14 protein-coding genes are annotated in these 23,931 nt (G+C 65.9%); 6 read left to right on the top strand and 8 right to left on the bottom strand.

Features of this window, described 5'->3' with window-relative positions; all coding sequences use genetic code 11:
* Positions 1-46: 46 nt before the first annotated feature.
* The 3 genes from ABIB42_RS18585 to ABIB42_RS18575 form a co-directional block, all read right to left on the bottom strand.
* Positions 47-700 carry an NF038120 family PEP-CTERM protein gene (locus ABIB42_RS18585; protein ID WP_429248788.1) on the bottom strand — a complete coding sequence of 218 codons (654 nt, stop codon included), beginning with the start codon at positions 698-700 and terminating at the stop codon, positions 47-49.
* Between the two features lie 770 nt (positions 701-1,470).
* On the bottom strand, positions 1,471-2,280 hold the full coding sequence (gene eutC, locus ABIB42_RS18580) for an ethanolamine ammonia-lyase subunit EutC (RefSeq protein WP_429248787.1): 810 nt from the start codon (positions 2,278-2,280) through the stop codon (positions 1,471-1,473).
* Positions 2,281-2,290: 10 nt separating this feature from the next.
* Positions 2,291-3,682 (bottom strand): ethanolamine ammonia-lyase subunit EutB, encoded by a 1,392-nt coding sequence (locus ABIB42_RS18575; RefSeq protein WP_429248786.1) that lies wholly within the window; start codon positions 3,680-3,682, stop codon positions 2,291-2,293.
* A gap of 415 nt (positions 3,683-4,097) precedes the next feature.
* On the opposite strand from ABIB42_RS18575, the gene ABIB42_RS18570 reads away from it, so the two are divergent.
* The 3 genes from ABIB42_RS18570 to ABIB42_RS18560 are packed head-to-tail and all read left to right on the top strand — an operon-like array spanning position 4,098 to position 6,644.
* Complete coding sequence (locus ABIB42_RS18570; protein ID WP_429248785.1) at positions 4,098-5,570, top strand: pilus assembly protein TadG-related protein; 1,473 nt, start codon at positions 4,098-4,100, stop codon at positions 5,568-5,570.
* On the top strand, positions 5,567-6,046 hold the full coding sequence (locus ABIB42_RS18565; protein WP_005667577.1) for a TadE/TadG family type IV pilus assembly protein: 480 nt from the start codon (positions 5,567-5,569) through the stop codon (positions 6,044-6,046). The genes ABIB42_RS18570 and ABIB42_RS18565 overlap by 4 nt, the downstream gene beginning before the upstream one ends.
* Positions 6,033-6,644 carry a TadE/TadG family type IV pilus assembly protein gene (locus ABIB42_RS18560; RefSeq protein WP_040776316.1) on the top strand — a complete coding sequence of 204 codons (612 nt, stop codon included), beginning with the start codon at positions 6,033-6,035 and terminating at the stop codon, positions 6,642-6,644. Before ABIB42_RS18565 ends, ABIB42_RS18560 begins: the two co-directional genes overlap by 14 nt.
* A gap of 69 nt (positions 6,645-6,713) precedes the next feature.
* Here ABIB42_RS18560 and ABIB42_RS18555 read toward each other — a convergent pair whose 3' ends face one another.
* From ABIB42_RS18555 to ABIB42_RS18545, 3 genes are all read right to left on the bottom strand, one after another.
* On the bottom strand, positions 6,714-7,583 hold the full coding sequence (locus tag ABIB42_RS18555) for a hypothetical protein (protein WP_040776313.1): 870 nt from the start codon (positions 7,581-7,583) through the stop codon (positions 6,714-6,716).
* 143 nt (positions 7,584-7,726) lie between these two features.
* Complete coding sequence (locus ABIB42_RS18550; RefSeq protein WP_429248784.1) at positions 7,727-13,060, bottom strand: HAMP domain-containing protein; 5,334 nt, start codon at positions 13,058-13,060, stop codon at positions 7,727-7,729.
* On the bottom strand, positions 13,035-15,206 hold the full coding sequence (locus ABIB42_RS18545; RefSeq protein WP_429248783.1) for a putative bifunctional diguanylate cyclase/phosphodiesterase: 2,172 nt from the start codon (positions 15,204-15,206) through the stop codon (positions 13,035-13,037). The genes ABIB42_RS18550 and ABIB42_RS18545 overlap by 26 nt, the downstream gene beginning before the upstream one ends.
* A gap of 244 nt (positions 15,207-15,450) precedes the next feature.
* On the opposite strand from ABIB42_RS18545, the gene ABIB42_RS18540 reads away from it, so the two are divergent.
* Positions 15,451-16,896, top strand: a complete 1,446-nt coding sequence (locus tag ABIB42_RS18540; RefSeq protein ID WP_040776774.1) for an NAD-dependent succinate-semialdehyde dehydrogenase — start codon at positions 15,451-15,453, stop codon at positions 16,894-16,896.
* A gap of 1 nt (position 16,897) precedes the next feature.
* Here the strand turns inward: ABIB42_RS18540 and ABIB42_RS18535 are convergent, their stop codons facing one another.
* Both ABIB42_RS18535 and ABIB42_RS18530 read right to left on the bottom strand, forming a co-directional pair.
* Positions 16,898-17,848 (bottom strand): glycoside hydrolase family 43 protein, encoded by a 951-nt coding sequence (locus ABIB42_RS18535; RefSeq protein WP_005667565.1) that lies wholly within the window; start codon positions 17,846-17,848, stop codon positions 16,898-16,900.
* Positions 17,845-19,791, bottom strand: coding sequence for a family 43 glycosylhydrolase (locus ABIB42_RS18530; protein ID WP_005667562.1), 1,947 nt, complete (start codon positions 19,789-19,791; stop codon positions 17,845-17,847). The genes ABIB42_RS18535 and ABIB42_RS18530 overlap by 4 nt, the downstream gene beginning before the upstream one ends.
* A 194-nt stretch (positions 19,792-19,985) precedes the next feature.
* On the opposite strand from ABIB42_RS18530, the gene ABIB42_RS18525 reads away from it, so the two are divergent.
* Both ABIB42_RS18525 and ABIB42_RS18520 read left to right on the top strand, forming a co-directional pair.
* Positions 19,986-21,497, top strand: a complete 1,512-nt coding sequence (locus tag ABIB42_RS18525) for a family 43 glycosylhydrolase (protein ID WP_429248782.1) — start codon at positions 19,986-19,988, stop codon at positions 21,495-21,497.
* A gap of 11 nt (positions 21,498-21,508) precedes the next feature.
* A complete protein-coding gene (locus tag ABIB42_RS18520) occupies positions 21,509-23,845 on the top strand; it encodes a glycoside hydrolase family 2 TIM barrel-domain containing protein (RefSeq protein WP_429248781.1) in 2,337 nt (778 codons plus the stop codon).
* Positions 23,846-23,931: the final 86 nt, after the last annotated feature.

Raw genomic sequence — 23,931 nt, 5'->3', positions numbered from 1 at the left:
GAACGATGAAGTCTGGCTGAATCCGGAACGGAAACCGCCAGAGCAATTAAGAAAAGCCGCATGACTTGACGCGACATCTTTGTTGACAACTACCGCCACTGGGCAAGCGCCGGCGGCGAACTGAGCGAATGATTCCAAGGCCGGCAATCAGCGTTGCCCAGGATGCGGGTTCTGGAACCTCTGCGGGAGAGAGGACGACATTATCAATCGCAAACTCCGGGAATTCTTGTCCGCCGGTGATCGTCAGTGACGAAATGTTGACAAAGTCTTTAAAGTTAAAATTTGAAAATGATTCAGCCAGATTCTCTTCCACGAAGATCGTGTTCGTTACGACGCCATTAAGCCCCATCGCAGTGAGCGTCAGGGTCAAGGGACGACCGTAGCCAAGAAAGGTCTGGGCGACATCCAATGATGTGAAGGAGAACAAGCCTTTGTTCTCGAGATTGAAGGTGATACTACTCCCATTAAAACCATAGAATGCAGTCGTTCCATTTGAAGCGCAGCCGGTGCCGCACATGCCTAAATGGTCAGCGGGGTTATCCATAAGATAAAATCCGAATGGATCGATCGCTGAATAACTAACTTTGAATCCATCTTCAAGAAAGCTGTAGTCGTAGTATCCGTAGCCACCATCCTGAGACTCAAAGTCGATTGTCGCAGCCATTGCGGAATTTGTTAACAGGGCGGCCGTGAAGGCCATTATTAATTTTCGGACCATGGTTGGTTTATTCCTAAGATAAAAAATGAATGAACGAATCTACAACTCTACAACGCATCGGCTAACCTTTCGACGAGGACCATTTCAACAGCAATCCGGGCAGCGAATTATCACTGAGCAACAGAAGGGTATTGAAGGAAATCGCGGCCGCGAAAATTAATGTCTGGTATCCGATCAAGAATTGTCAAATAAATCTTATACCGATAAGTTATTTGAAATTGTATTAATCTGTATGCATAAGAAATTTCAAGGCGCCACACGCATACATTAATTTCGGAAAACATTTATACGCATAGGGCAAGATGAATCCGCGATCGAAACAGCCTTCATGATTGGTCAAGGACAGGAAAAGTGGATGACGTGTGACCGCCCTGTCTTTCTGGACGGACCTGTACCACGGCGCGAGCGCTTTTTTCTCGAGTACCTTTGTTTGCTTGCGGCAACGCATCTGTCGAGCCGCCATAGATCGGTAAGAGGAGGGGGCGCGTCTCGATGATCGCGCGACCCTGACAGGTATTTTTGCGTGTTTTGAAGATTGGGATACCGTGGGAATATTTGCCGCGCGGCCCAGGTTGCGGCAGTGTGCTGACGCGCCGGTCCCGGTCCCACGAATGCAAGCTCAGTGTGACAGCGCGTCCAGGAGGCCGACCTGTGACGGCTGCGCGCGCGCCATCAGATCATCTGGGATCGCGCTTGCGTCGACGCTGCCAACGTCCCCGCTTCCGCGAGCAATCCTCGCGATGACGCAGTGATTAGAGCAGGAAATTGGGCTTTAGCTCGCCATCGAGCGCAACCGTTCCAATGGTTTCGTCCTTGAGCCCCACGCCGGTCAGCTCCCGCCGGCGCGCTTCGGACAGCAGGTAATGGAGCCGCGCCGCGGCCTCGTCATAGGGTTGCCCCGCCGGCCGTACGTTCGAGATGCAGTTGCGCCGTTCGTCAGTCAGGCCGACGGCCGGCGCCCACGTGATGTACAGGCCCATGCTGTCGGGCGAACTCAAGCCTGGACGCTCGCCGATCAGGACGACAACGATCTTGGCGCCGAGCAGTTCTCCCACCTCGTCACCGACCGCCACGCGGCCCTGTAGAACAACGGATGGCGGTGCGACTGCCCAGCGCTGTGCGAGCAGTCGCGTGCGCAGCAGCTGCAAGAATGGCGCGGCGTTCTGTGCGACTGCCAGCGCGGAAAGGCCGTCCGTGATGACGAACGCGACGTCGTAGGGACGGCCTTCGACAGAGGGATCGCGCGTGGCGGCAAGGGCCGCGCTCGCCTCCGGTGCCAGCCGCCGCCCGAGGTCGGGCCGTTGCAGGTACACGTTGCGGTTGGCAGCGGCGCTGTGCAGTACCTTGCACGGGCCCGCTTCCGGCCATGCGCTCTCGATCGCCTGACTCAGCGTATCGGTGTCGAGCGCCAGGTGCACGGCGTCGCGCGCGCGCGCGTGCGCCAGCTGGAAATCGAGCTGGGCGGACGTGGGTTGGCTGACGCCGGTGTGACCGAGCGCAATGCGCGCGGCCGTGAACCGGCGCAGTGCCTGCCAGGGATCGGGGATGACGGTCTCCGACATGGTGTTCACCTCAGGTAATGCGCGACAGCGCGCGCTGGAACGGCGCCGGCAAGCCGCGCCCCAGCGCGACTTCGCCGTCGCCCGCAAAAATGCCCATGTCGCGCAGCCACACATGGAATTCCGGCGCCGGCGCAAGACCGAGCGCCCGCCGCGCGTACAACGCATCATGGAACGAGGTCGTCTGGTAGTTCAGCATGATGTCGTCCGAGCCGGGAATGCCCATCACGAACGTGCAGCCAGCCACGCCGAGCATCGTCAGCAGCACGTCCATGTCGTCCTGGTCCGCCTCGGCATGGTTCGTGTAGCACACGTCGCAGCCCATGGGCAGGCCCAGCAGCTTGGCGCAGAAGTGGTCCTCCAGTCCTGCTCGGATGATCTGCTTGCCGTCATAAAGGTATTCCGGTCCCATGAACCCGACGACGGTGTTCACCAGCAGCGGCTTGAACTTGCGCGCCACGGCATAGGCGCGCGCCTCGCAGGTCTGCTGGTCGAGGCCGTGGCTGGCGTTGGCCGACAGCGCGCTTCCCTGGCCGGTCTCGAAGTACATCACGTTGTCGCCGACCGTGCCCCGCCGCAGTGACAGGGCGGCCGCCTGCGCTTCGGCCAGCAGCTTGAGCTCGATGCCGAAACTGGCGTTCGCGGCCTGGGTGCCGGCGATCGACTGGAATACCAGGTCTACCGGCGCGCCCCGTTCGATGGCCGCGATCGTGTTGGTCACGTGGGTCAGCACGCACGACTGTGTCGGAACCTGGTAACGGGCGATGATCTCATCGAGCATCTCGACGATGCGGATCACCTGCTGCACGTTGTCCGTGGCCGGGTTGATGCCGATGACGGCATCGCCATTGCCGTATAGCAGACCGTCGAGCAGGCTGGCTGCAATGCCGAACGCGTCATCGGTCGGATGGTTCGGCTGCAGGCGCGTCGACAGCGTTCCCGGCAGACCGATCGTGTTGCGAAACCGCGTGACCGACCGGCATTTGCGCGCGACCAGCACCAGGTCCTGGATCCGCATGATCTTCGACACGGCGGCCGCCATCTCCGGCGTGACTCCCGGGGCGATCTGGCCCAGGGTTGCCGTGTCGGCGTCATCGCCCAGCAGCCAGTTGCGAAAGTCGCCGACCGTCAGGTGGCGGATGCGCTGGAAAGCGCCGGCATCGTGCTCGTCGAGGATCAGGCGAGTCACTTCGTCCGTCTCGTAGGGCACGACGGCCTCGTTCAGGAAGGTCGTGAGGGGAAGCGAGGCCAGGGCCATCTGCGCGGCCACGCGTTCTTCGGCACTGCCGGCCGCGACTCCCGCCAGATGATCTCCCGAGCGTGCCGGGCTTGCCCTGGCCAGGAGTTCGCGCAGGTCGGCAAAGGTATATGTCCGTTTGCCTACGGTATGAGTAATTTGACTCATGGCTGGTTCCGATCAGTTGCAGATGATGGACATGAGGGCTGTGTAACCTGGTCTATACCAATGACGATCCTGCCACATATTCATGATGAATGCGCGCATGATCAAGCAGCTTCGATGTAAATCGCCCCAAGTTTTGTGGAGGCTCCATTTTGAAAAAATGAAGCGATGAGGAGCGGCTGCACACCGGAGACATTTCGCCGCTGGGTACGCCAGCAAGAGCGCGATGCCGACCAGCGCCCAGGCCCGACCAAGGTGCGGAGCGCCAGCTGGCCGATACGCAGCGCCAGCCGGCAATTCGGTGATGCCGATTCCCAGAATTCCCGCGCCAACTGCTAGAAATCAATTTGCATAGTCTAAAGACTAATAGACTTGCTGATACGTGTTTCGAAGGCGTGTGGATTCCGGAGGAGGCAGCATGGGCATCAACAGAGGCACGCCCTACATGCGACGCGCTAGTCCCGTGGCGTTCAGGCGTCCGGGCCGCGAGGATGGCGCAATAGGAATCATGGGCGTTGCAGCGATCATCATCATATGCGGGTTCTGCAGCCTGGCACTGGACCTTTCCCGCGTATACAACCGGAAGATGGAACTCCAGAGCGCCGCCGACGCCGCTGCGGTGAGCGCCGCGATCGAGCTGGACGGCACCAGGGCTGGCCTGACCAAGGCGGCACAGAAGGCAGCCGCGCTGTTTGCGATACCCGTCATGTACGGCGGCCCCAGTTATGGCTACCTGGCGGCAGCGATGGACTGGTCCGACGACGCCATCAGATTCGGGGCTTCACCTGATGGTCCATGGCTCACGAGTGGCGAGGCAGCGGCGAGAAGCGCACCCAACGGCCTTCTGTACGTCCGCATCGATACCGCGGGACTGGATCCGGATTACGGGCAAGTGGAGACCCTGTTTCTGCCAGTTGTCGCGTCCGGCGATACCGTGACCTCGACAAGCGCACGTGCCGTGGCTGGCCCGACTGCGATCGGCGTCATGCCATTCGGGATATGTGCAATGCACGATGATGAGAAGCGTAACCGGAATGGCGAGCTGGAAGAATACGGTTTTCGGCGCGGTGTCGGCTATGACCTCATGCAACTGAACCCCGAATCGGCGGGTGCAGGGCAGACCTTCCTGATCCATCCGTTCGTCGGCCCCGGCGCCGCGTCGTCGGCGGCGGCCGACTTCAATACGGTCGCGCCGTCCGTCTGCACCGGGATGATGGGGATGGCGCGCATATCGGGAGGAAAGGTCTCGGTGCAGTCGCCATTCGCCCTCAGCGAATACTACCAACAATTCAATTCGCGCTTCGATGAATATACCGCGCCATGCACCCCCAGCACCGCGCCGCCCGACAGGAACATCAAACCTTACAAGTTCAATGATGGCAGCGTGCCGTGGATGACGACCACACCACAGGCCCAGGCGTCGGTATTGTATGAGGACCACGACAATCACAAGCGCTGGACCGTGGCGGGGCCTTATCCATCGCCGGCCGGGACGAGTGGCGCGCAGTATGGCCCGCTCTGGTCTTATGCCAGGGCAGTCCGGTTTGCCGATCCCATGCCGTCAGGAGGCTACGCCGCCTTCCCCACATCGAGCTGGAAAGACCTGTACACCCCAGGCGAGCCAACCGCCAAGTCCAGTTATCCGTCATCGCCCCCTTATACGGCCGGCGGCGCGACGTATGGTCTGGCTCCCGTCAACGCTGGCGTGCGCGACCGGCGGGTGCTCAATATTCCCTTGCTCTCGTGTCCCGTATCGGGGGGGCGTGCGACGGTGAAGGGAATCGGCAGATTCTTCATGACCGTGAAGGCCGACGATACCCATCTGTACGCCGAGTTCGCCGGCCTGGCGGATGAACAGACTTTACGTACGCGAGTGAGGCTTTATCCATGAAAGCACGATTCAACCGAGGCGCACGGCGTGCGCAGACCGGCAGCGTCGCTGTCGAGGCGGCGATCATCCTTCCAGTGTTGATCCTGTTCCTGGCGGTTCCCCTTTTTATGGCAAGAATATTCTGGTACTACAGTGTGGCTGAAAAGGCGGCCCACGACGGCGCACGATTCATGTCCCAGGCAACCCGCATGGAAATTCAGGATTCCACTGGCGGCGCGGAACCCGCCGTTGCGGCGCTCGCGAAGGCGATTGTCAACGCCGAGCTCGATGAGATCAGGCCCGGCCTGGTCGGGGTGACGCCGTCGGTCCTGTGTGATGGTCTGATCTGTGGTGGATTGAGCATTCCATCCACGGTACGTGTGGCCGTCCAGATACGTGTTCGTGACGATATCTTTGGATTCGTCACCGCCCCGCTCTTCGGCGAAGACGGGCTGCTCCTGACCGCAGACGTCACGGTGCGCTATGCGGGTAATTGAGCAGCGCCGCACGAGGCCGACGCGCAGCAGGAAGCAGCAGGGCGTTGCTGCCGTCGAGTTCTCGGTCGTGAGCATCGTCTTCTTTCTGCTGTTCTTCGGTATGGTCGAAATGTCGCGCGCGATGTACGTCATCAATACACTGCAGGAGGTGACGCGTCGTGCGGCCGCGCTTGCGACGAATACCGACTTCAGCAATGCCGCAGCTATGCAAGCGGTACGTCAGCGCGCCATCTTCCGCGACTCGCCAGGATTCCTGCTGTTCGCACAGCCGGTCACCGACACGCACATCATCATCGACTACATGTGGATTCAGCGCAGCGGTGGGGTGATGACCATGGTGGCAATTCCATCCGGATCGCTGCCCGCAAGCCCGGCCGCCAATTTTGCGAACTGTCTCGGCGATCCTTACAGTGAAGGCTGCATACGGCTGGTGCGCGTGCGCGTATGCCAGACAGCCAGCGCGGATGACTGCGATCCGGTGAGCTATCGGAGCCTGGTGTCGATGGTGCCGTTCTCGTTCGGGCTGCCGGTATCGATGACGATCGCGACCGCCGAGACATTGGGCATGCCGGCAGGCGTTCCCTGCGCGTGCCCATGATGATCCGGTAGCGCGCCGGCGCCGCCAGCGCCGCGTCGATCGCGTTGCCACAGCGATATTCCGGGCTGCTTAAAACCCTTCCAGCGCCCCGGGTCTGACCAACATGGTTTGCATCAGGGAAATCCTTGCCGTCCTGCTTGCGTCAAGCTGGGCCGGGATGGCCATCCCTTCGGCCGGGCCCATCGCTGCCGGGACTACCATCTGACCACGGCGGGAACTGCGTCCCGCAAACGCCATGGCCTGGACAGTCGCTGCCTTGCGTAGCTTTATATACGGATAAATATCTATCATCGGAAAGACATCGCCAGTATCACTGACACCGATATGGAAGACCTGTAGCTTGGCGAGCGCGCCGGCGGGAATGATCAAGGTTGCGCCAAAGGGTAATGCGGCCACTGTGCGCACCGTCGGCAGGTAACGCACTACATGGCCTTCGGGATGGAAATACATGCTGGCGGCCGCGGTCGGAACATACCGCGTTCGCCCGGGCCATGCCAGCCTGCGCACGGCGATCATGAGCTCGAGCCCCTGGAATCCTTTTTCGACCGCGAGCGGCGTCTCCAGTTTCAGGTGGCCTTGGACGGTCGACATCCCTGCCACATCGGTGAAATAGATATCCGTCACTGTTGTAAACGGTAGTTTCACATCGGCCACGACTTCGGCAACGCCTCGGGATGTGCTTTCGACAGCGACGATACCGGAAGTGCGGGCCCGGTAGCATGCCGAGCGGGAACATAACAGGATATCGCCGATACGCACGTTCCGCTCGGGCTGCTGCGCGTCGCCTGCGATGGTAATGCGCATCCTGATGGTGTCCTTATCTGCCTTGTTGCCAGCTGCAAAATTGTCCAGGACGGTGGTGTACCGCGATTCGATGGCGCCCACGGCGCCCAGGCCGAACATCAACATGAATGCTGCCCCAGGAATAAGCTTCGGCATGGTTGCTCACCAGGATCCCAATGCGTTCGAACGGCCGACCGACTTGATAGTCGGAAGAGCATAGCCGGCTTTCGGATTCCCGGGTTGACGGCGCGCAGCTGCCGGGACCGCCAGCACCAGGGGACGCGGGTTCGAAAGACTGCCTACTCCCGGTCCACCGCCTGCCGATCCAGCCACACCCCCAGCTGCGCCAGCAACTGCCCGCTATCCACCGGCTTCGACGCATAATCCGACGCCCCCGCCGCCAGGCACTTGGCGCGATCCTCCAGCATCGCCTTGGCCGTGAGGGCAATGATGGGCAGGTGGGCGAAGCGGGGATCGGCGCGAATCCGGCGCGTGGTCTCGTAACCGTCCAGGTCCGGCATCATGATGTCCATGAGGACGATGTCGATGCCGGGATGGATGTCGAGCTGCCTGAGCGCCTCCTTGCCCGATTCGACCGCATTGACCATCATGCCGGCATTCTCGAGCATCCCGGTCAGCGCGAACAGGTTGCGCACGTCGTCGTCGACGATCAGCGCGCACTTGCCGTGCAGGATCTCGGCGGCCTCCGGGCGTGCGGCCGGGTCGGGTGCGGACGCCTCGACGTCTTCCCTGATCCGTTCCAGGAAGGCGGATACCGCTGCCGTCTTCTCGGCCAGCGACTGCCCGTCATGGCCGAGCACCGCGGCATCCAGTTCGGCCAGTTGCTCGAGCGTGGCCGGATCGAGCATGCGCTCGGCGTACAGCACGGCCGGGATGTGCGCCAGGACCGGATCGCCGCGCATCTTGCGCAGTAAATCGATGCCGTTCGCGCCGGCCAGGTCGACGTCGATCACGATGCCCTGGTAGGCATGCCGTTCCAGCGCGGCCAGCGCCGCCGGGGCGTCGGCGACCAGGTCGAGCGCCCGTCCGGGCCCGGCCAGCACCTGGGTGATCGCCTCCCGGCGGGCGCGGTTGTCGGCCGCCAGCAGCAGGACCCGGATCGGCGGCGCCAGCTGGGCGGTCAGGTCGGCGAACACCTGGGCCAGCGTCGCCAGGTCGGCTGGCTTGGTGGTGTAGCTGGCCACGCCGTGCCGGGCGCCGCGTCCGGGGCGGTCGCGCACCGAGATCACGTGCACCGGAATGGCGCCCGTCGCATGGTCGGACTTGAGGCGGTCGGCGATGTCCCAGCCGTCGGTGTCGGGCAGCTCGAGGTCGAGCGTGATCGCATCCGGCCGGTTGCGCTGGGCCAGCATGAAGCCGTCCTCGCCGTTGTCCGCGACCAGCGTGTCGAAGCCGCGCTCGCGCGCCATGTCCTGCAGCGTGCGCGCGAACACCGGGTCGTCCTCGATCACCAGCAGCAGCGGGGCGCTCTGATGCGCCGGCGCACGCGGGAACCCGGCGGCGGAGGTGCCGCTGGTTTGGCCGGCGGGCGCGCCGTTGCCGCCGTTGTTGCCGTTGCCGCCATTGCGCATGCGATGGTTCAGGCGCTGGCGGATGGCGTCGCCATCCGGCGCAGCGGTCCCCGGGGCCTGCTGCGGCAGGAAGAAGGTGAAGGTGCTGCCCACGCCTTCCTCGCTCTCCACGCTCAGTTCGCCGTCGAGCAGGCGCGCAATCTCGCGGCTGATCGCCAGTCCCAGGCCGGTGCCGCCGTAGCGCCGCGAGGTGCTGGCGTCGGCCTGCTGGAATGCCTCGAAGATCATCTGGCGCTTGTCCAGCGGGATGCCGATGCCGGTGTCGGTGACGCTGAAGGCCACCACCCGCGGCGCATGCTCCAGCGCCGGCTGGTCGCGCGTCCAGCCGCTGCCGGCGATGCGCGCCGCCAGCGTCACGCCGCCCTTCGAGGTGAACTTCAGGGCGTTGGACAACAGGTTGGTCAGCAACTGCTTGACGCGCTGGCCGTCGGTGCGCAGCAGCGGCGGCAGGTCGGGCGCGAAGTCGATCCGGAACGTCAGCCCCTTGGCCTCGAACTGGTAACGCATGCTTTTCTCGAGGTCGGCCGCCAGCGCGGCCGGCGCCACGTCGGCCAGGTCGAGCGAGACGCTGCCGGCCTCGATCTTCGACAGGTCGAGGATGTCGTTGATCACGTTCAGCAGGTCGCGTCCCGACGAATACATCACCTTCACCATCTCGATCTGCCTGTCGCTCAGGTTGCGCTCGCGGTTCAGGCGCAGCTGCTCGGCCAGCAGGAGCAGGCTGTTCAGGGGCGACCTGAGCTCGTGCGACATATTGGCCAGGAATTCGGACTTGTAGCGCGAGGTCAGGGACAGCTGCTCGGCCTTCTCTTGCAGGCTGCGGCGGGCTTCCTCGATCTGGCGGTTCTTGGCTTCGACCTCGGTATTCTGGTCGGCCAGCTGGTGCGCCTTGCGTTCCAGCTCGGCGTTGATGTCCTTGAGTTCGGTCTGCTGCGACTTGAATTCGTTTTCGAGCTTCTGCGCCTGCTGGCGCAGCAGCATCTCGGTGCCGGACGCCGTCTCGATCGAATTGAACACGATGCCCAGGCCGTCCGACAGCTGGTCCAGGAAGTTCAGGTGGATCGCCTGGAACGCCTCGAACGAGGCCAGCTCGATCACCGCCTTCACCTGGCCCTCGAACAGGATCGGCAGCAGCACGATATTGCGCGGACTGGCCTGGCCCAGCCCGGACACGATCTGAATGTAGTCGTCAGGCAGGTTGGCGACCAGGATGCGCTGCTTCTCGAACGCGGCCTGGCCCACCAGGCCTTCGCCGACGCGCCACTCGCGCGACAGGTTCTTGCGCTCCTGGTAGCCGTAGCTGGCCATCAGGGTGAGCATGGGAGTGGAACCTGAGGCGCCCGGCGCCGCCTTGCCGTGGCGCGGCGCCTGCATCAGGTACAGCACCGCGTGCTGGGCCGCGACCAGCGGCGCGAGCTCCGACAGCAGCATGCGCGAGACCGTCATGATGTCGCGCTGGCCCTGCAGCATGCGGTTCAGGCGCGCCAGGTTGGTCTTGAGCCAGTCCTGCTCGGTGTTGCGCTCGGTGGTCTGCTTGAGGTTGCGGATCATCTGGTTGACGTTGTCCTTCAGGTCGGCCACCTCGCCGCGCGCCGCCACCGCGATCGAGCGCCCGAGGTCGCCCTTGGTGACGGCGGTCGCCACTTCGCCGATCGCGCGCACCTGGGTCGACAGGTTGGCGGCCAGCTCGTTGACGTTGTCGACCAGGTCGCGCCAGCTGCCGGCGGCGCCGGGCACGGTCGCCTGGCCGCCCAGGCGGCCCTCGACGCCCACCTCGCGCGCCACCCGCGTCACCTGGTCGCTGAAGGTGGCCAGCGTGTCGACCATGTCGTTGATGGTGTCGGCCAGCGCCGCCACCTCGCCCTTGGCCGGCACCACCATCTTCTGCTTCAGGTTGCCGACGGCGACCCCGGTCACCACCTTGGCCATGCCGCGCACCTGGTCGGTCAGGTTGGCGGCCATCAGGTTGACGCTGTCGGTCAGGTCCTTCCACACGCCCGAGACGCCCTTGACCTGGGCCTGGCCGCCCAGCCGGCCCTCGGTGCCCACCTCGCGCGCGACGCGCGTGACTTCGGCGCAGAAGGCGTTGAGCTGGTCGACCATGATGTTGACAGTGTTTTTCAGCTCCAGGATCTCGCCCTGCACGTCCACCGTGATCTTGCGCGACAGGTCGCCATTGGCCACCGCCGTGGTGACGGTGGCGATATTGCGCACCTGGCCGGTCAGGTTGCTGGCCATCAGGTTCACGTTGTCGGTGAGGTCCTTCCACACGCCGGCCACCGCCGGCACGTAGGCCTGGCCGCCCAGGCGGCCCTCGGTGCCGACCTCGCGCGCCACCCGCGTGACTTCGCCGGCGAAGCCGCGCAACTGGTCGACCATGGTGTTGATGGTCTGCTTGAGCTGCAGCACCTCGCCATGGACGTCGACCGTGATGGTCTTCGACAGGTCGCCGTTGGCCACCGCGGTGGTGACGGTGGCGATGTTGCGCACCTGGTCGGTGAGATTGCTGGCCATCAGGTTGACGCTGTCGGTCAGGTTCTTCCACACGCCCGACACGCCCGCGACCTCGGCCTGGCCGCCCAGGCGGCCCTCGGTGCCGACTTCGACCGCCACCCGCGTGACCTCGCCCGAAAAGCTCTTGAGCTGGTCGACCATCACGTTGATGACGTCCTTGATCTGCAGGATCTCGCCCTGGACCTCGACCGTGATCTTGCGTCCCAGGTCGCCGTTGGCGATGGCGGTCGCCACCTTCGACACGTCGCGCAGCTGCACCGTCAGGTTGCCGGCCATGGCGTTGACGCTGTCGGTCAGGTCCTTCCACACGCCCGACACGTCCTTCACCTCGGCCTGGCCGCCCAGCTTGCCCTCGGTGCCGACCTCGCGCGCCACCCGCGTCACCTCGCTGCAAAAGGCGTTGAGCTGGTCGACCATGATGTTGACCGTGTTCTTCAGCTCGAGCACCTCGCCGCGGGCGTCGGCCGTAATCTTGCGCGACAGGTCGCCGCGCGCCACGGCGGTGGTCACCTCGGCGATGTTGCGCACCTGGCCGGTGACGTTGCTGGCCATGGCGTTGACGCTGTCGGTCAGGTCCTTCCACACGCCGCCCACATCCTTGACCTCGGCCTGGCCCCCCAGCTTGCCTTCAAGGCCGACCTCGCGCGCCACCCGCGTGACTTCGCCGGCGAAGCCGTTCAGCTGGTCCACCATCAGGTTGATGGTGTCCTTCAGGCGCAGGATCTCGCCGCTGACGTCGACCGTGATCTTGCGCGACAGGTCGCCCTCGGCCACGGCGGTGGTCACTTCGGCGATATTGCGCACCTGGCCGGTGAGGTTGCTGGCCATGCGGTTGACGTTGTCGGTGAGGTCGCGCCACACGCCCGAGGCGCCCTCGACCTGGGCCTGGCCGCCCAGCTTGCCGTCGGTGCCGACTTCGCGCGCCACCCGCGACACCTCGCTCGAAAAATTGTTGAGCTGGTCGAGCAAGGTGTTGATCGTATTGGCGTTCCTGAGGAATTCGCCGCGCAGCGGACGGCCTTCGATCTCGAGCAGCATGCTCTCGGTGAGCACGCCGCGCGCGACGGCGCCGATCACCCGGCCGACCTCGCGCACCGGCTGCACCAGGTTGTCGATCATCGAATTGATGGCGTCGACCTCGTCGCCCCAGGCGCCGTCGGTCTTGTCGAGGGTCATGCGCTGGCCCAGGCGGCCCTCGATGCCGACCGCTACCGAGACCTGCTCGACCGCGCCGGCCAGCTTGCCGTGGGTGGCGACGATGTCGTTGACGGCGTCGGCGATCTTGCCGTCGATGCCGGTCCAGTCGTGCGGCAGGCGTACGCTGAAGTCGCCCGCGCGCAAGGCCATCAGCGCGTCCAGCAGCAGCGCCTGGGACGGCGCGCCGCCCGCGCCGTCGGGCGCGCTGATGCCGATGCCGGCCCCGGCGCGCCCGCCGCGGCGTTCGTGGGCGGCGGCGTCGAGCGCACGCCGGCCCGGCGTGCGACGTGCCTTGACGCGGCGCTCAGGCGCCGCCTGCTCGGTTGTCATCGTGTTCCCCGGTGGCCTCGATGCGGAACGGTCCGCGCCTGAGCAGGCCGACCGCATCTTCGTTGGAAACCGCGGCGCTGAAGTAGTTCCCCTGCAATTCGTCGCAGCCGTGGGCGACCAGGAAGTCCACCTGTTCCCGGGTTTCGACCCCTTCGGCGATCACGGTCAGGTCGAGCACGTGGGCCAGGCCGATGATGGCCAGCACGATCGCGGCGTCGCTGGGGTCGGTGGCGATGTCGCGCACGAAGGAGGCGTCGATCTTGAGCTTGTCGATCGGAAAGCGCTTCAGGTAGGCGAGCGAAGAGTAGCCGGTGCCGAAGTCGTCGATCGCGATCGTCATGCCCAGCGCGTGGATCTGGTGCAGGGTCTCGATCGCCTGGGCCGGGTTGCTCATCACGCCCGATTCGGTCAGCTCGACCTCGAGCATGGCCGGCTCGATGCGCGCCGCGTCCACCGCGGCGCCCAGGCAGCGCGCTACGTCCTCGCGCCGGAACTGCAGCGCCGAGACATTGACCGCGATCGGGACGTCGGCGAAGCCGAGCCCGGTCCAGCGCTGCAGCTCGGCCGCCACCTGGCGGATCGCCCAGGCGCCGATCGGGTCGATGCGCCCGGTTTCCTCGGCGATCGGGATGAACTGGCTGGGCGAGATCGTGGCCCCGTCGGCCTGCGGCCAGCGGATCAGGGCCTCGAAGCCGATGATGGCGCCGCTGGCGGCCTGCACCTTCGGCTGGTAGTGCATCACGAACTCGTCGTTGCGGATCGCGCGCTGCAGCGCGCTGCCGAGCGCCAGGCGGTGGCTGGCCACCTCCTGCATCTGCGCCGTGAAGAAGCAGTAGTGGGCGCCGCCGTCGCGCTTGGCGTGGTACATCGCGATGTCGGCGTTGCGCAGCAGCGTGTCGGGGTCGCCGCCGTCGCCGGGAAAGATGGCCATCCCGATGCTGGGCACGATGTGCAGCTCGCTGCCCTCGATCTGGCAGGCTTCCGAGACGGCGGAGATGATCTTCTCGGCCACCAGCGCTGCGTCGGCCAGCTGGTGCAGCTCGACCAGCATCACCACGAACTCGTCGCCGCCGACCCGCGCCACCGTATCGCCCTCGCGCACGCTGGCGGCCAGGCGCTCGGCCACCACCTGCAGCAGGCGGTCGCCGGCGGCGTGGCCGAGGGTGTCGTTGACTTCCTTGAAATGGTCGAGGTCGAGAAACAGCACCGCGACCTGGGCGCGCTGGCGTTCGCGCTGGGCCGTGGCCTGGCCCAGGCGGTCGAGCAGCAAGAGCCGGTTCGGCAGGCCGGTCAGGCTGTCGTGGAAGGACTGGTGCAGCACGTAGGCCTCCATTTCCTTGCGCTCGGTGATGTCGCGCGAGATCAGCACCAGTTGCGAGACGGCGCCGTTCGGCGCGCGGATCAGGCTGGCGTCGGATTCGAAATACCGCTCGCTGCGGCCCAGCACGCGGTACTGCAGGCGCCAGTGGGATTCGCCGGCGGGCGGGTGCTCGACCAGGGCGCGCACCCGCTCGCGATCGTCCACCTGCACGATCTCCAGGTAGCGCGCGCCGGGGCCGACGGCGGCGCCGAACTCGGCGCGGTAGCTGGGGCTGGTGTACAGCCAGGCCCCGGCAGGGTCGAGCAGCGCGACGTAGTCGCCCGCGTGCTCGAGGATCAGGCGTTCGATGCCGGCGTCCGGCGCCTCGCCGTGCGCCCCGGGCGCCAGGGCGCGCACGGGGCGCCGCTCGGGCGCGCCATCGAGGAAAGCCTGAACCTTCGCCTTGAGCACTTCGGGCGCCACCGGCATGAACACGTAGTCGCTCGCGCCGACCTCGAAGCCGCGGCTGCGATCGAGGTCGCTCGCGCGGTGCGAAGTCAGGAACACGATCGGCGTGGCGCGCGAGCGCGGCCGGGCACGCACCAGGCGCGCGGTCTCGAAGCCGTCCAGGCCGGCCATCTTGACGTCCATGAGGATGACGCAGAAATCCTGCTTGAGCAGGCGCAGCAGGGCCTGTTCGCCGGAGCTGGCGGTGACGAGGTCGGCGTCGAGGTCGCCAAGCACGCTGCGCAGGGCGAACAGCGCGCCCGGGTCGTCATTGACCAGCAGGACCGCCGGCGCCTCCTGGTTCGCGGCGGGGGCGACGCGGGCTTGGGGGATGAGCATGGCAGGTACTCCGCGGTCCAGCGGGCGCAGGTGTGCACTTTCCGTGGACATCTGAATCAGGTACGAATGCCGGGTGATTCTATGTCACCTGGCCACAAATATCGACCGGGCGCACGATACGCGCTGTCCTGGACAGGACCGTGGCCGGCAAGGGCCGGGCGTGAGCGGCCATATCGTGGCGCTCTCGGCCAACCTTCGCGAAAAGGACTATCATGAACGCTTTACCAACCGGACCTTGATGCTCATGACGACCTCCAGCTATCCCGACATCCGCCTCCTGATCGCCAACGAATGGGTCGACGCCACCGGCGGCAAGACCATTCCCGTGGTCAACCCGGCCACGGGACAGCCGATCGGCAACGTGGCCCATGCCGCCATCGCCGACCTGGACCGCGCGCTGGCCGCCGCCCAGAAAGGTTTCGAGGCCTGGCGCTTCGTTCCCGCCGCCGAGCGCGCCGCCACCATGCGCCGCGCCGCCAACCTGCTGCGCGAGCGCGCCGGCGACATCGCGCGCCTCCTGACCCAGGAACAGGGCAAGCCGCTGGCCGAAGCGAAGATGGAAGCCTTGGCCGGCGCCGAGATCATCGACTGGTTCGCCGCAGAAGGCATGCGCGTGTATGGCCGCATCGTCCCATCGCGCAATCCGGCCGCCCAGCAGTTGGTGCTGAAGGAACCGGTCGGCCCGGTCGCCGCCTTCACGCCGTGGAACTTCCCGATCAACCAGGTCGTGCGCAAGCTGGCCGCGGCGCTGGCCACCGGCTGCTCCTTCCTGTGCAAGGCGCCGGAAGAAACCCCGGCGTCGCCGGCCGCGCTGTTCCAGTGCTTCGTCGACGCCGGCGTGCCGCCGGGCGTGGTCGGCCTGGTGTTCGGCGACCCGGCCGAAATCTCCGGCTACCTGATCCCGCACCCGGTCATCCGCAAGGTCACCTTCACCGGCTCGACCCCGGTCGGCAAGCAGCTGGCCGCCCTGGCGGGCGCCCACATGAAGCGCGTGACCATGGAATTGGGCGGCCATGCGCCGGTGATCGTCGCGGCCGACGCCGACGTCGCGCTGGCCGTCAAGGCCGCCGGCGGCGCCAAGTTCCGCAATGCGGGCCAGGTGTGCATCTCGCCGACCCGCTTCCTGGTGCACAACGCGGTCAAGGACGAGTTTACCCGCGCGCTGGTCAAGCATGCCGAAAGCCTCAAGCTCGGTGACGGCCTGCAGGAAGGCACCACGCTCGGGCCGCTGGCCAATCCACGCCGCCTGACCGCGATGTCGCAGCTGGTGGACGACGCGCGCGCCAAGGGCGCGGTGGTCGCCACCGGCGGCGCGCGCGTCGGCGACGCCGGCAACTTCTTCGCGCCGACCATCCTGGCCGACGTGCCCCTGGAGGCGAGCGTGTTCAACGACGAGCCGTTCGGCCCGGTGGCGGCGATCCGCGGCTTCGACAGCCTCGAGGATGCGATCCAGGAGGCCAACCGCCTGCCGTACGGCCTGGCCGGCTATGCCTTCACCAGCTCGATCAAGAACGCCCAGCTCCTGATGAACCGCGTCGAAGTCGGCATGCTGTGGATCAACCAGCCGGCCACGCCAAGCGCCGAACTTCCGTTCGGCGGCGTCAAGGATTCGGGCTACGGTTCCGAAGGCGGTCCGGAGGCGCTGGAATCCTACCTCAACACCAAGGCCGTTTCGATGGTCGGAGTGTGATCTAGTTGTTGCAGCCCGGCGCCGGATTGGCCGCCGGGCCGGCGCGGGTCTGGGCGATGCGGGGAATCGCGCCGTCCTTCCCGTAGCTGAATTCCTCGACCGCGACCGAACGGCGGTAATCGGCGTTCGATACCATCTCGTTATGGTAGAACACATAGGATTTGCCGTTGAAGTCGGCGAACGCCTGGTGGATCGTGTGCGTCACCTTGTTCTTGTCCATGATCACGCCGCGATAGGTCCAGGGGCCGGTCGGGCTCGGGCCCGTCGCATAGGCGATCACCTCGGGCAGGCCGCTCGCATAGCTCAGGTAGTACACCCCGTCGCGCTTGTGCAGCCAGGGCGCTTCTTCGAAATTGAACAGGCCCACGGTCCGGATCGTGCCATCGAGCTCGATCATGTTCGGCTTGAGCCTGACGTACTTGAGCACCTTGTTTCCGAAGTACATATAGGCCTGGCCGTCGTCGTCCACGAACACGGCCGGGTCGATGTCGTCCCAGCCGTTCGGCGTTTCGCGCGTCATGTCGTTGGTCACCAGGGCCGAGCCGCGCGCATCCCTGAACGGTCCGGTGGGCGTGTCCGACACGCCGACGCCGATCGCGAAGCCGGGGATCGTGGCGTGCTTGACCGGCGCATACAGGTAATATTTTCCCTTGTGCCTGACGACGTCGGCGGCAAACGCATCGGCCTTGGCCCAGGCGAAGGTCTTGACCATGGCGGCGACGCCGTGATCGGTCCAGTTGCGCATATCGCAGGTCGAGAACACGCGCCACTCGTTCATCCTGTAGGTCGTCTCGCCCGGACTGGCTTCGTCGCGGCCCGTGTACAGGTAGAGGCGCTTGCCGTCGACCACCACGGCCGGGTCGGCGGTGAAGATGTCGGTCACGATCGGGTTGGCGGCATGTGCGCCGGCGGCGATGCAGAAGAGGAGGGCGGGCGGCAGGTGGCGCATCATGGCGGGCTCGCTGTGCGTGGCGCGGCAACAGGCCAGCGGGCCATGAGGCGCCGGTATTCGTCGCTGCTGATATTCAGGATGGCGCCGTGGCGCTTCTTGCTGTGGCCATGGTCGATCCTGGCCGGGTCCGCGCGCCGCAAGCGCTCTGGCCGCGTCAGGTCGTCGCTGGTCAGCGCCAGGTAGCCGGCCTTGCGCGCGTACTGGTCGACCCACATGGCCCATTCGCCGCTCTGCGCGACCCTGAACAGGATCGGCCCTTCGACGTCCTTGCCGGTCAGGCCGAGCGGCCGCAGGTCGCCCAGGATGTCCCACTGGCCCAGGAGTTCATTGGCGCCCTCCAGCGTCAGCTGGCCATCGCCGGAAGCGCGGACGTAGCGATACCGTGAGCGCGGATCGTCGATCTTGACGATCTGGGTGTCGATCAGCCCATGCGCGCCGGGACGGTCGATATACAGCGTGGCCGGCGTGAAGCGGACGAAGTCGCGCGTGCGTGAATAATAGATGCGCGGCTTGGTGACGCCGTTGGCCGGCGAAATCGTGGCCCAGTAGACGAGGTAGTCGCCGCTGCGCTCGTCGTAGATGGCTTCGGGCGCCCAGGCGCAGCCGGCATCGGGAATGGCGCCGGCCACGTCCACCAGGCGCGGCGCCGACCAGTCGACCAGGTTGGTCGATTCCCAGATCATCAGTTTCGTGCTGCCCTTGTGCATGGCGGCTTGCCAGCCCTTGCCGTTGGCGATGCGCAGATCGGTGGCGAGAATCCAGAACTTGTCGCCCCGCGGCGAGCGCACGATCGCCGGATCGCGCACGCCCTGTTCGCCCGTCGTGCTGCGCAGGATGGGCTTCGAGCCGTTCAGGTCGGACCAAAGATAGCCGTCCTGGCTGGTGGCAAAGTGGATCTGCTCGCCGTCGGCGGTCTCGCTGGTGAAGTGGGCGAGCAGGTAGTTGGGGCGGCCCGCGGACACGCCGCCGTTCAAGCCCTTGCCGTCGACGATCGGCTCGCCGACATCGCCAGGCTGGAAGGCCGGTTGCATCGGGTCCATCGGCAGGATGTTGCCGTCGGCGTCGAAGCTCATCTTCGCCAGCACGGTCTGGCGCTGGTAGCCGTTGCCGTCCGGGATGGCATGGCGGTGGTAGGCCACATACCAGCGGTCGGTGCCGGGCACCTGGACCACGCTGTGGTGGGCGGTGCCGACCGCCGCGCCGTTCTTTTGCAGGACGATGAAGTTCTTCGTCGCCGCTTTCACCGGTCCCAATGGCGAATCCGCCGTGCCCCAGCCGACCCGGTAATGTGGGCTGCGCGCGTCGTCGATCGACCACATGAAGTAATACTTGCCCTGGCGCTTGAACACCACCACGCCTTCGCGGAAATCCTTCATCGGGATGCGATGCACCTCGCCTTCGACGCTGACCATGTCCGGCTTGAGCTTGTAGGCGTTGGCCTCGATGCCGTTGCCCCAGTACAGATAGGCCTGGCCGTCGTCGTCGATGAAGGGGTAGGGATCGATCGTATTCGTCGTCATCGTGCTGGTGCGCACCAGCAGCGGCGCGCCGAGGGCGTCGACGAACGGTCCGCGCGGCGATTTGGCGGTGGCCACGCCGATCTTGTGGTCGGCGCTGAAGTAGAAATAATACGTGCCGTTGCGCTCGATGGCGTCGGGCGCCCAGGCCTTGATATTCGCCCACTTCACATCGTTGGCGACGTCCAGCACCATCCGCTCCTTCTTCCACTTGACGAGGTCCTTCGAGGACCAGACCGAGAAGTCGGTGGTCATCCAGTTCGGCTTGTCGGACGTCGGGTAAAGATAATACGTGTCGCCGAACACCCGGATCGACGGGTCGGCGGTGAAACCCTCGAGCGCGGGCGCGGGCGCCACGTCCTGCGCCTGCACCGGGAACAGGGCGGTGGCCGCGAATGCGATGATCGATGAGACGAGACGATGCATGCTGGGTCGGGTTCCGTACAGGATGGACAGACTGTCATTATGGGCGGTGTGTCCCAGGCCCGAACGGCAAGCGGAGGATTGCTCAGCATGTTGATCGGAGGATCGTCGCCGCAGGCGGCAGGTGGCTCTTATACTGCCGGACGGAGCGGGAAGGCCCGCATGCCCGGCGCGTCGGGCGCCACACTGGAGAACCGATGATCGAGCATTTCCGCCGCAGCGGCTGGATCGCCTGCCTGGCCCTTGCTGGCGCGACGCACCAGGCAGTCGCCGCCGAAACCACCATCCGTAATGGCGTCTTCTGGAAGGACAGCGCCGGCACGCCGATCTACTCGCAGGGCGGCGGCATGCTCAAGGTCGGCGCGAAGTACTACTGGTATGGCGTGAAGTATGCCGAAGCGGTGCGCTACGCCGACGCGCCCGGACAGGCGTTCGCTCAGCCGCACTTCAGCGCGGTCACCGCCTATTCGTCGACCGACCTGGTGAACTGGACCTTCGAAGGCGACGTTCTCACGCCGCAGGGCCTGGGCGCGCTGCACGATCCGAAGGCCTGGCTGGGACGCATGGGCGTGGTGTACCACAAGGCGACCGGCAAGTACGTGCTGCTCACCCAGTACAGCAGCAAGGGCACGGGCGGCGGCGTGCTGTTCGCCACCAGCGACAGTCCCAACGGCCCCTTCGTGTTCGCACGCCTGCAGGCGAGCATCGAGAACGTCGCCACTCCGACCTCGGGCGACCAGACCGTGTTCACCGACGACGATGGCCAGCCTTACCTGATCTTCAGCAGCAACGGCGACCGGCGCCAGTTGTACGTGGCGCCGCTGCGGCCGTCCGACTTCCTGCAGGTCGACGCGGCCACGAACATCCACAGCGCGCCGGCCGGCGGGCGCGAAGGCAATGCGATGTTCAAGCACCGGGGCCTGTACTATTTCTGCTCGTCCGACCTGCACGGCTGGAACGCCTCGCGCAGCTTCTACATGACGTCGCCGAACATCACCGGCCCGTATACGCCGGAGCGGATCATCGAGGGCACCGAGGCGGATTTTTCTCACGTGTCGCAGAACGGCTTCTTCATCCCGGTCCAGGGCAGCGCCGGCGCCACGGTCCTGTATGCGGGTGACCGCTGGAGCAATTTTGCCGGGAACGGGCTTGGCTACCATGTCTGGGCGCCGCTGTCGTTCGAGGGCACGGCGCCGCGCTTCAACTCGCTCAGCGAATTCACGCTGGACGCCGCGCGCGGCGCCTGGGCCGTCGGCAAAGGCAATAATTACCTGCTCAACCCCGGCTTCGAGGCGGACAGGGTGCGCCAGACGAGCGTCGCCGGATGGATCAGCAGCTGGACCAGCATCAAGGGCGATGCGCCGTTCATGAACGCGCCCGATGGTCGCACCGGGCGCTGGGCCTTGAGCCTGCGCCATGCGGGACAGACGATGGGCAGCGCGATCCAGAACGTCACGCTGCCGAACGGCCGCTACACGCTCAGGGCCTGGGTGAAAAGCGGCGGCGGCCAGCGCGTGGCGCGCCTGTACGCGTCGGGCCACGGCGGCGCAGAGATCGCCCGCTCCTTGCCGGACAAGTTGGCGCAGTGGACCGAGGTGACGCTGTCCGGCATCCAGGTCACTACCGGCAGCGTGCAGATCGGCGTCTACTCGGAAGGGAAGGATGGCGATTGGCTCGCCCTCGACGACTTCAGCCTGGTGCGCGAATGATGAACATTTCCATGATCTTGTTTGGCGCGGCTCGTGCGGCCCTGCTCGTGCTGACGATGGCGCCCGTCGCGCCGGCACAGGCGGCGGAGCTGAACCTGAACGCCTCCTGGCAGTTCTTCCGCGACGAGGGCGGCCAGCTCGCCAGCGCGGACCAGGTGCCAAACGGCGCCTGGACCGAGGTGAACCTCCCGCACGCGGCGCGCATCGAGCCGCGCGTGCCCACGGCGCCGTGGCAGGGCACGGTGTTCTACAGGAAGCGCCTGGACGTCAGGCTGCGGCCGGGCGAGCGCGCCATCCTGCGTTTCGAGGGCGTGATGAACGTGGCCGACGTCTGGCTGAACGGCCGCCACCTGGGACAGCACCTGGGCGGTTACCTGCCGTTCGCCTTCGACGTGACCGACGTTCTGCGTGATACGGGGGCGAACGAGCTCGTGGTGCGCGCCAATAACGAGGACAACCCGATCACCGGCCCCAAGCCGCTCAAGCAGCTCGACTACATCCAGCACGGCGGCATCTACCGCGACGTGCGGCTCGTGATCAAGCCGGCCGTGCACGTCACGGACGAAATGCTCTCGGCCACGCCGGGCGGCGGCGGGGTGTTCGTGACCTATCCGCGCGTCGCCAGGGACGAGGCGCGGGTCGAGGTCAAGGCCGAAGTCAGCAACACGTCGCGGAGCGCGCAGGCGGTCACCGTGCGCCACACGCTGGCATGGGACGGCAGGCAGGTGGCGCAGGCCGAGCAGCAGCTGCGCCTGGCGGCGGGCGAACGCCGCCACGTCACGCTGCCGCTCACCCTGCGCGCGCCGAGACTGTGGTCGCCGCGCTCGCCCAACCTGTACCGGCTGGAGACGAGGGTCGTTGCCGCCGGCAGCGAAGACATGGTCGCGACCCGCATCGGCGTGCGCCGCCTGGCCTTCGAGGACGGGCGCCTGCTGCTCAACGGCGAGCCCGTGCGCCTGCGCGGCGTCAACCGTCACCAGGAATACCCCTACGTCGGCTATGCGCTGTCGGCGCAGGCCGACGCGCGCGATGCGCTGCTGATCAAGCGCTACGGCTTCGACTTCGTGCGCCTGTCGCATTATCCGCAGTCGCCGGCCTTCATGGCGGCGGCCGACGAACTGGGCTTGCTGGTCTTGCCGGCCATCCCCGGCTGGCAGTTCCACAATCCCGACCCGGCCTTCGCGCGCCAGGTGGTGCGAACCTGCGCCGACCTGATCCGGCGCGACCGCAACCATCCCAGTGTCGTGGCCTGGGAATGCTCGCTCAACGAGACCGGCATGCCGGACCCGCTGGTGCGGGCGCTGCACGCCACCGTGCACCAGGAGTATCCGGGCGACCAGGCCTGGTCCGCCGGCTGGGTGCCGCAGACCTATGACCTCTACCTGCAGGCGCGCCAGCACAGGATCGGCAGCAAGCACGAGGCGCCGGCCAAGCCGCTGATCGTGTCCGAGTATGGCGACTGGGAATACTATGCGATGAACGCGGGCCTGAACCAGGACGCCTGGGCCGACCTCAAGCCGGCCGACCGTTCGAGCCGCCAGGCGCTGGGCAGCGGCGAAACGCGGTTGCTGCAGCAGGCCCGCAACGTGGCCGAGGCCCATGACGACAACGCCGCCACGCCGGCCTTCGCCGACGGCTACTGGGTGATGTTCGACTATGCGCGCGGCTATGCGCCGGACCTCGAGGAATCGGGATTGCTCAGCATCGAGCGTCTGCCCAAGTTCGCGGCCGAGTTCTTCCGCTCCCAGCGTAGCGCTTCGGAGAGTTCGCCGCGCTGGGGCGGCGGCCCGATGGTCTTCATCGCCAGCTATTGGCAGGCTGGCTCGAATCCGCGCGTCCGTGTGTTCAGCAATGCCGAGGAAGTCGAGCTGCGCCTGAACGGCAGGCCGATCGGCCGCCAACGAAGCGCGCCCTCAACAGTCCATCCGCGCCTGGCGCATCCGCCGCTCGAATTCGACACCGGCGGCTACGCGCCCGGCGAACTCGTGGCGCTGGCCTATGCGGGCGGGCGGGTCGTGGCCGAGCACCGGGTGCGCACGCCCCGGCAGGCGACGACGCTGGCCCTGGAACTCGACGACCTCGGCGTGCCTGTGGCCGAGGGCGACCTGGTATTCCTGCGCGCGCGCCTGCGCGACGCCGATGGCACTACGGTGCCTTCGAGCGGCGCACAGGTTGCGTTCTCCGGCATCGAAGGCGCCGAGATCGTCGGCAGTCAGGTCGTCGCGACCGAGGCCGGGATCGCCAGCGTGCTGGTGCGCGTGAACGGACCGCGCGCCGGCGTCGACGCCACGGCGCAGGCGGGCGCCCTGCGTGGCGCGCTTGCCGGCGCGCCGGCGTCGACGCGGTGAAGTGGCAGGCCGCTCGCACATGAATCGATCCATTGCTTGATTATTTCTGGTCAGGAAGCCCCAGGCGCTGGTCACGGCCGCATAAT

The sequence above is a fragment of the Massilia sp. UYP32 genome (genome assembly GCF_050434365.1).
Taxonomy (GTDB): domain Bacteria; phylum Pseudomonadota; class Gammaproteobacteria; order Burkholderiales; family Burkholderiaceae_D; genus Telluria; species Telluria timonae.
This window is presented reverse-complemented; position numbering and strand designations above follow the sequence as displayed.

Coding starts and splice junctions, on each gene's coding strand:
- ABIB42_RS18525 (WP_429248782.1), top strand. CDS start 19,986: ATGATCGAGCATTTCCGCCGCAGCGGCTGGATCGCCTGCCTGGCCCTT.
- ABIB42_RS18565 (WP_005667577.1), top strand. CDS start 5,567: ATGAAAGCACGATTCAACCGAGGCGCACGGCGTGCGCAGACCGGCAGC.
- ABIB42_RS18540 (WP_040776774.1), top strand. CDS start 15,451: ATGACGACCTCCAGCTATCCCGACATCCGCCTCCTGATCGCCAACGAA.
- ABIB42_RS18550 (WP_429248784.1), bottom strand. CDS start 13,060: ATGACAACCGAGCAGGCGGCGCCTGAGCGCCGCGTCAAGGCACGTCGC.
- eutC (WP_429248787.1), bottom strand. CDS start 2,280: ATGTCGGAGACCGTCATCCCCGATCCCTGGCAGGCACTGCGCCGGTTC.
- ABIB42_RS18530 (WP_005667562.1), bottom strand. CDS start 19,791: ATGCATCGTCTCGTCTCATCGATCATCGCATTCGCGGCCACCGCCCTG.
- ABIB42_RS18560 (WP_040776316.1), top strand. CDS start 6,033: ATGCGGGTAATTGAGCAGCGCCGCACGAGGCCGACGCGCAGCAGGAAG.
- ABIB42_RS18555 (WP_040776313.1), bottom strand. CDS start 7,583: ATGCCGAAGCTTATTCCTGGGGCAGCATTCATGTTGATGTTCGGCCTG.
- ABIB42_RS18570 (WP_429248785.1), top strand. CDS start 4,098: ATGGGCATCAACAGAGGCACGCCCTACATGCGACGCGCTAGTCCCGTG.
- ABIB42_RS18575 (WP_429248786.1), bottom strand. CDS start 3,682: ATGAGTCAAATTACTCATACCGTAGGCAAACGGACATATACCTTTGCC.
- ABIB42_RS18585 (WP_429248788.1), bottom strand. CDS start 700: ATGGCCTTCACGGCCGCCCTGTTAACAAATTCCGCAATGGCTGCGACA.
- ABIB42_RS18535 (WP_005667565.1), bottom strand. CDS start 17,848: ATGATGCGCCACCTGCCGCCCGCCCTCCTCTTCTGCATCGCCGCCGGC.
- ABIB42_RS18545 (WP_429248783.1), bottom strand. CDS start 15,206: ATGCTCATCCCCCAAGCCCGCGTCGCCCCCGCCGCGAACCAGGAGGCG.
- ABIB42_RS18520 (WP_429248781.1), top strand. CDS start 21,509: ATGATCTTGTTTGGCGCGGCTCGTGCGGCCCTGCTCGTGCTGACGATG.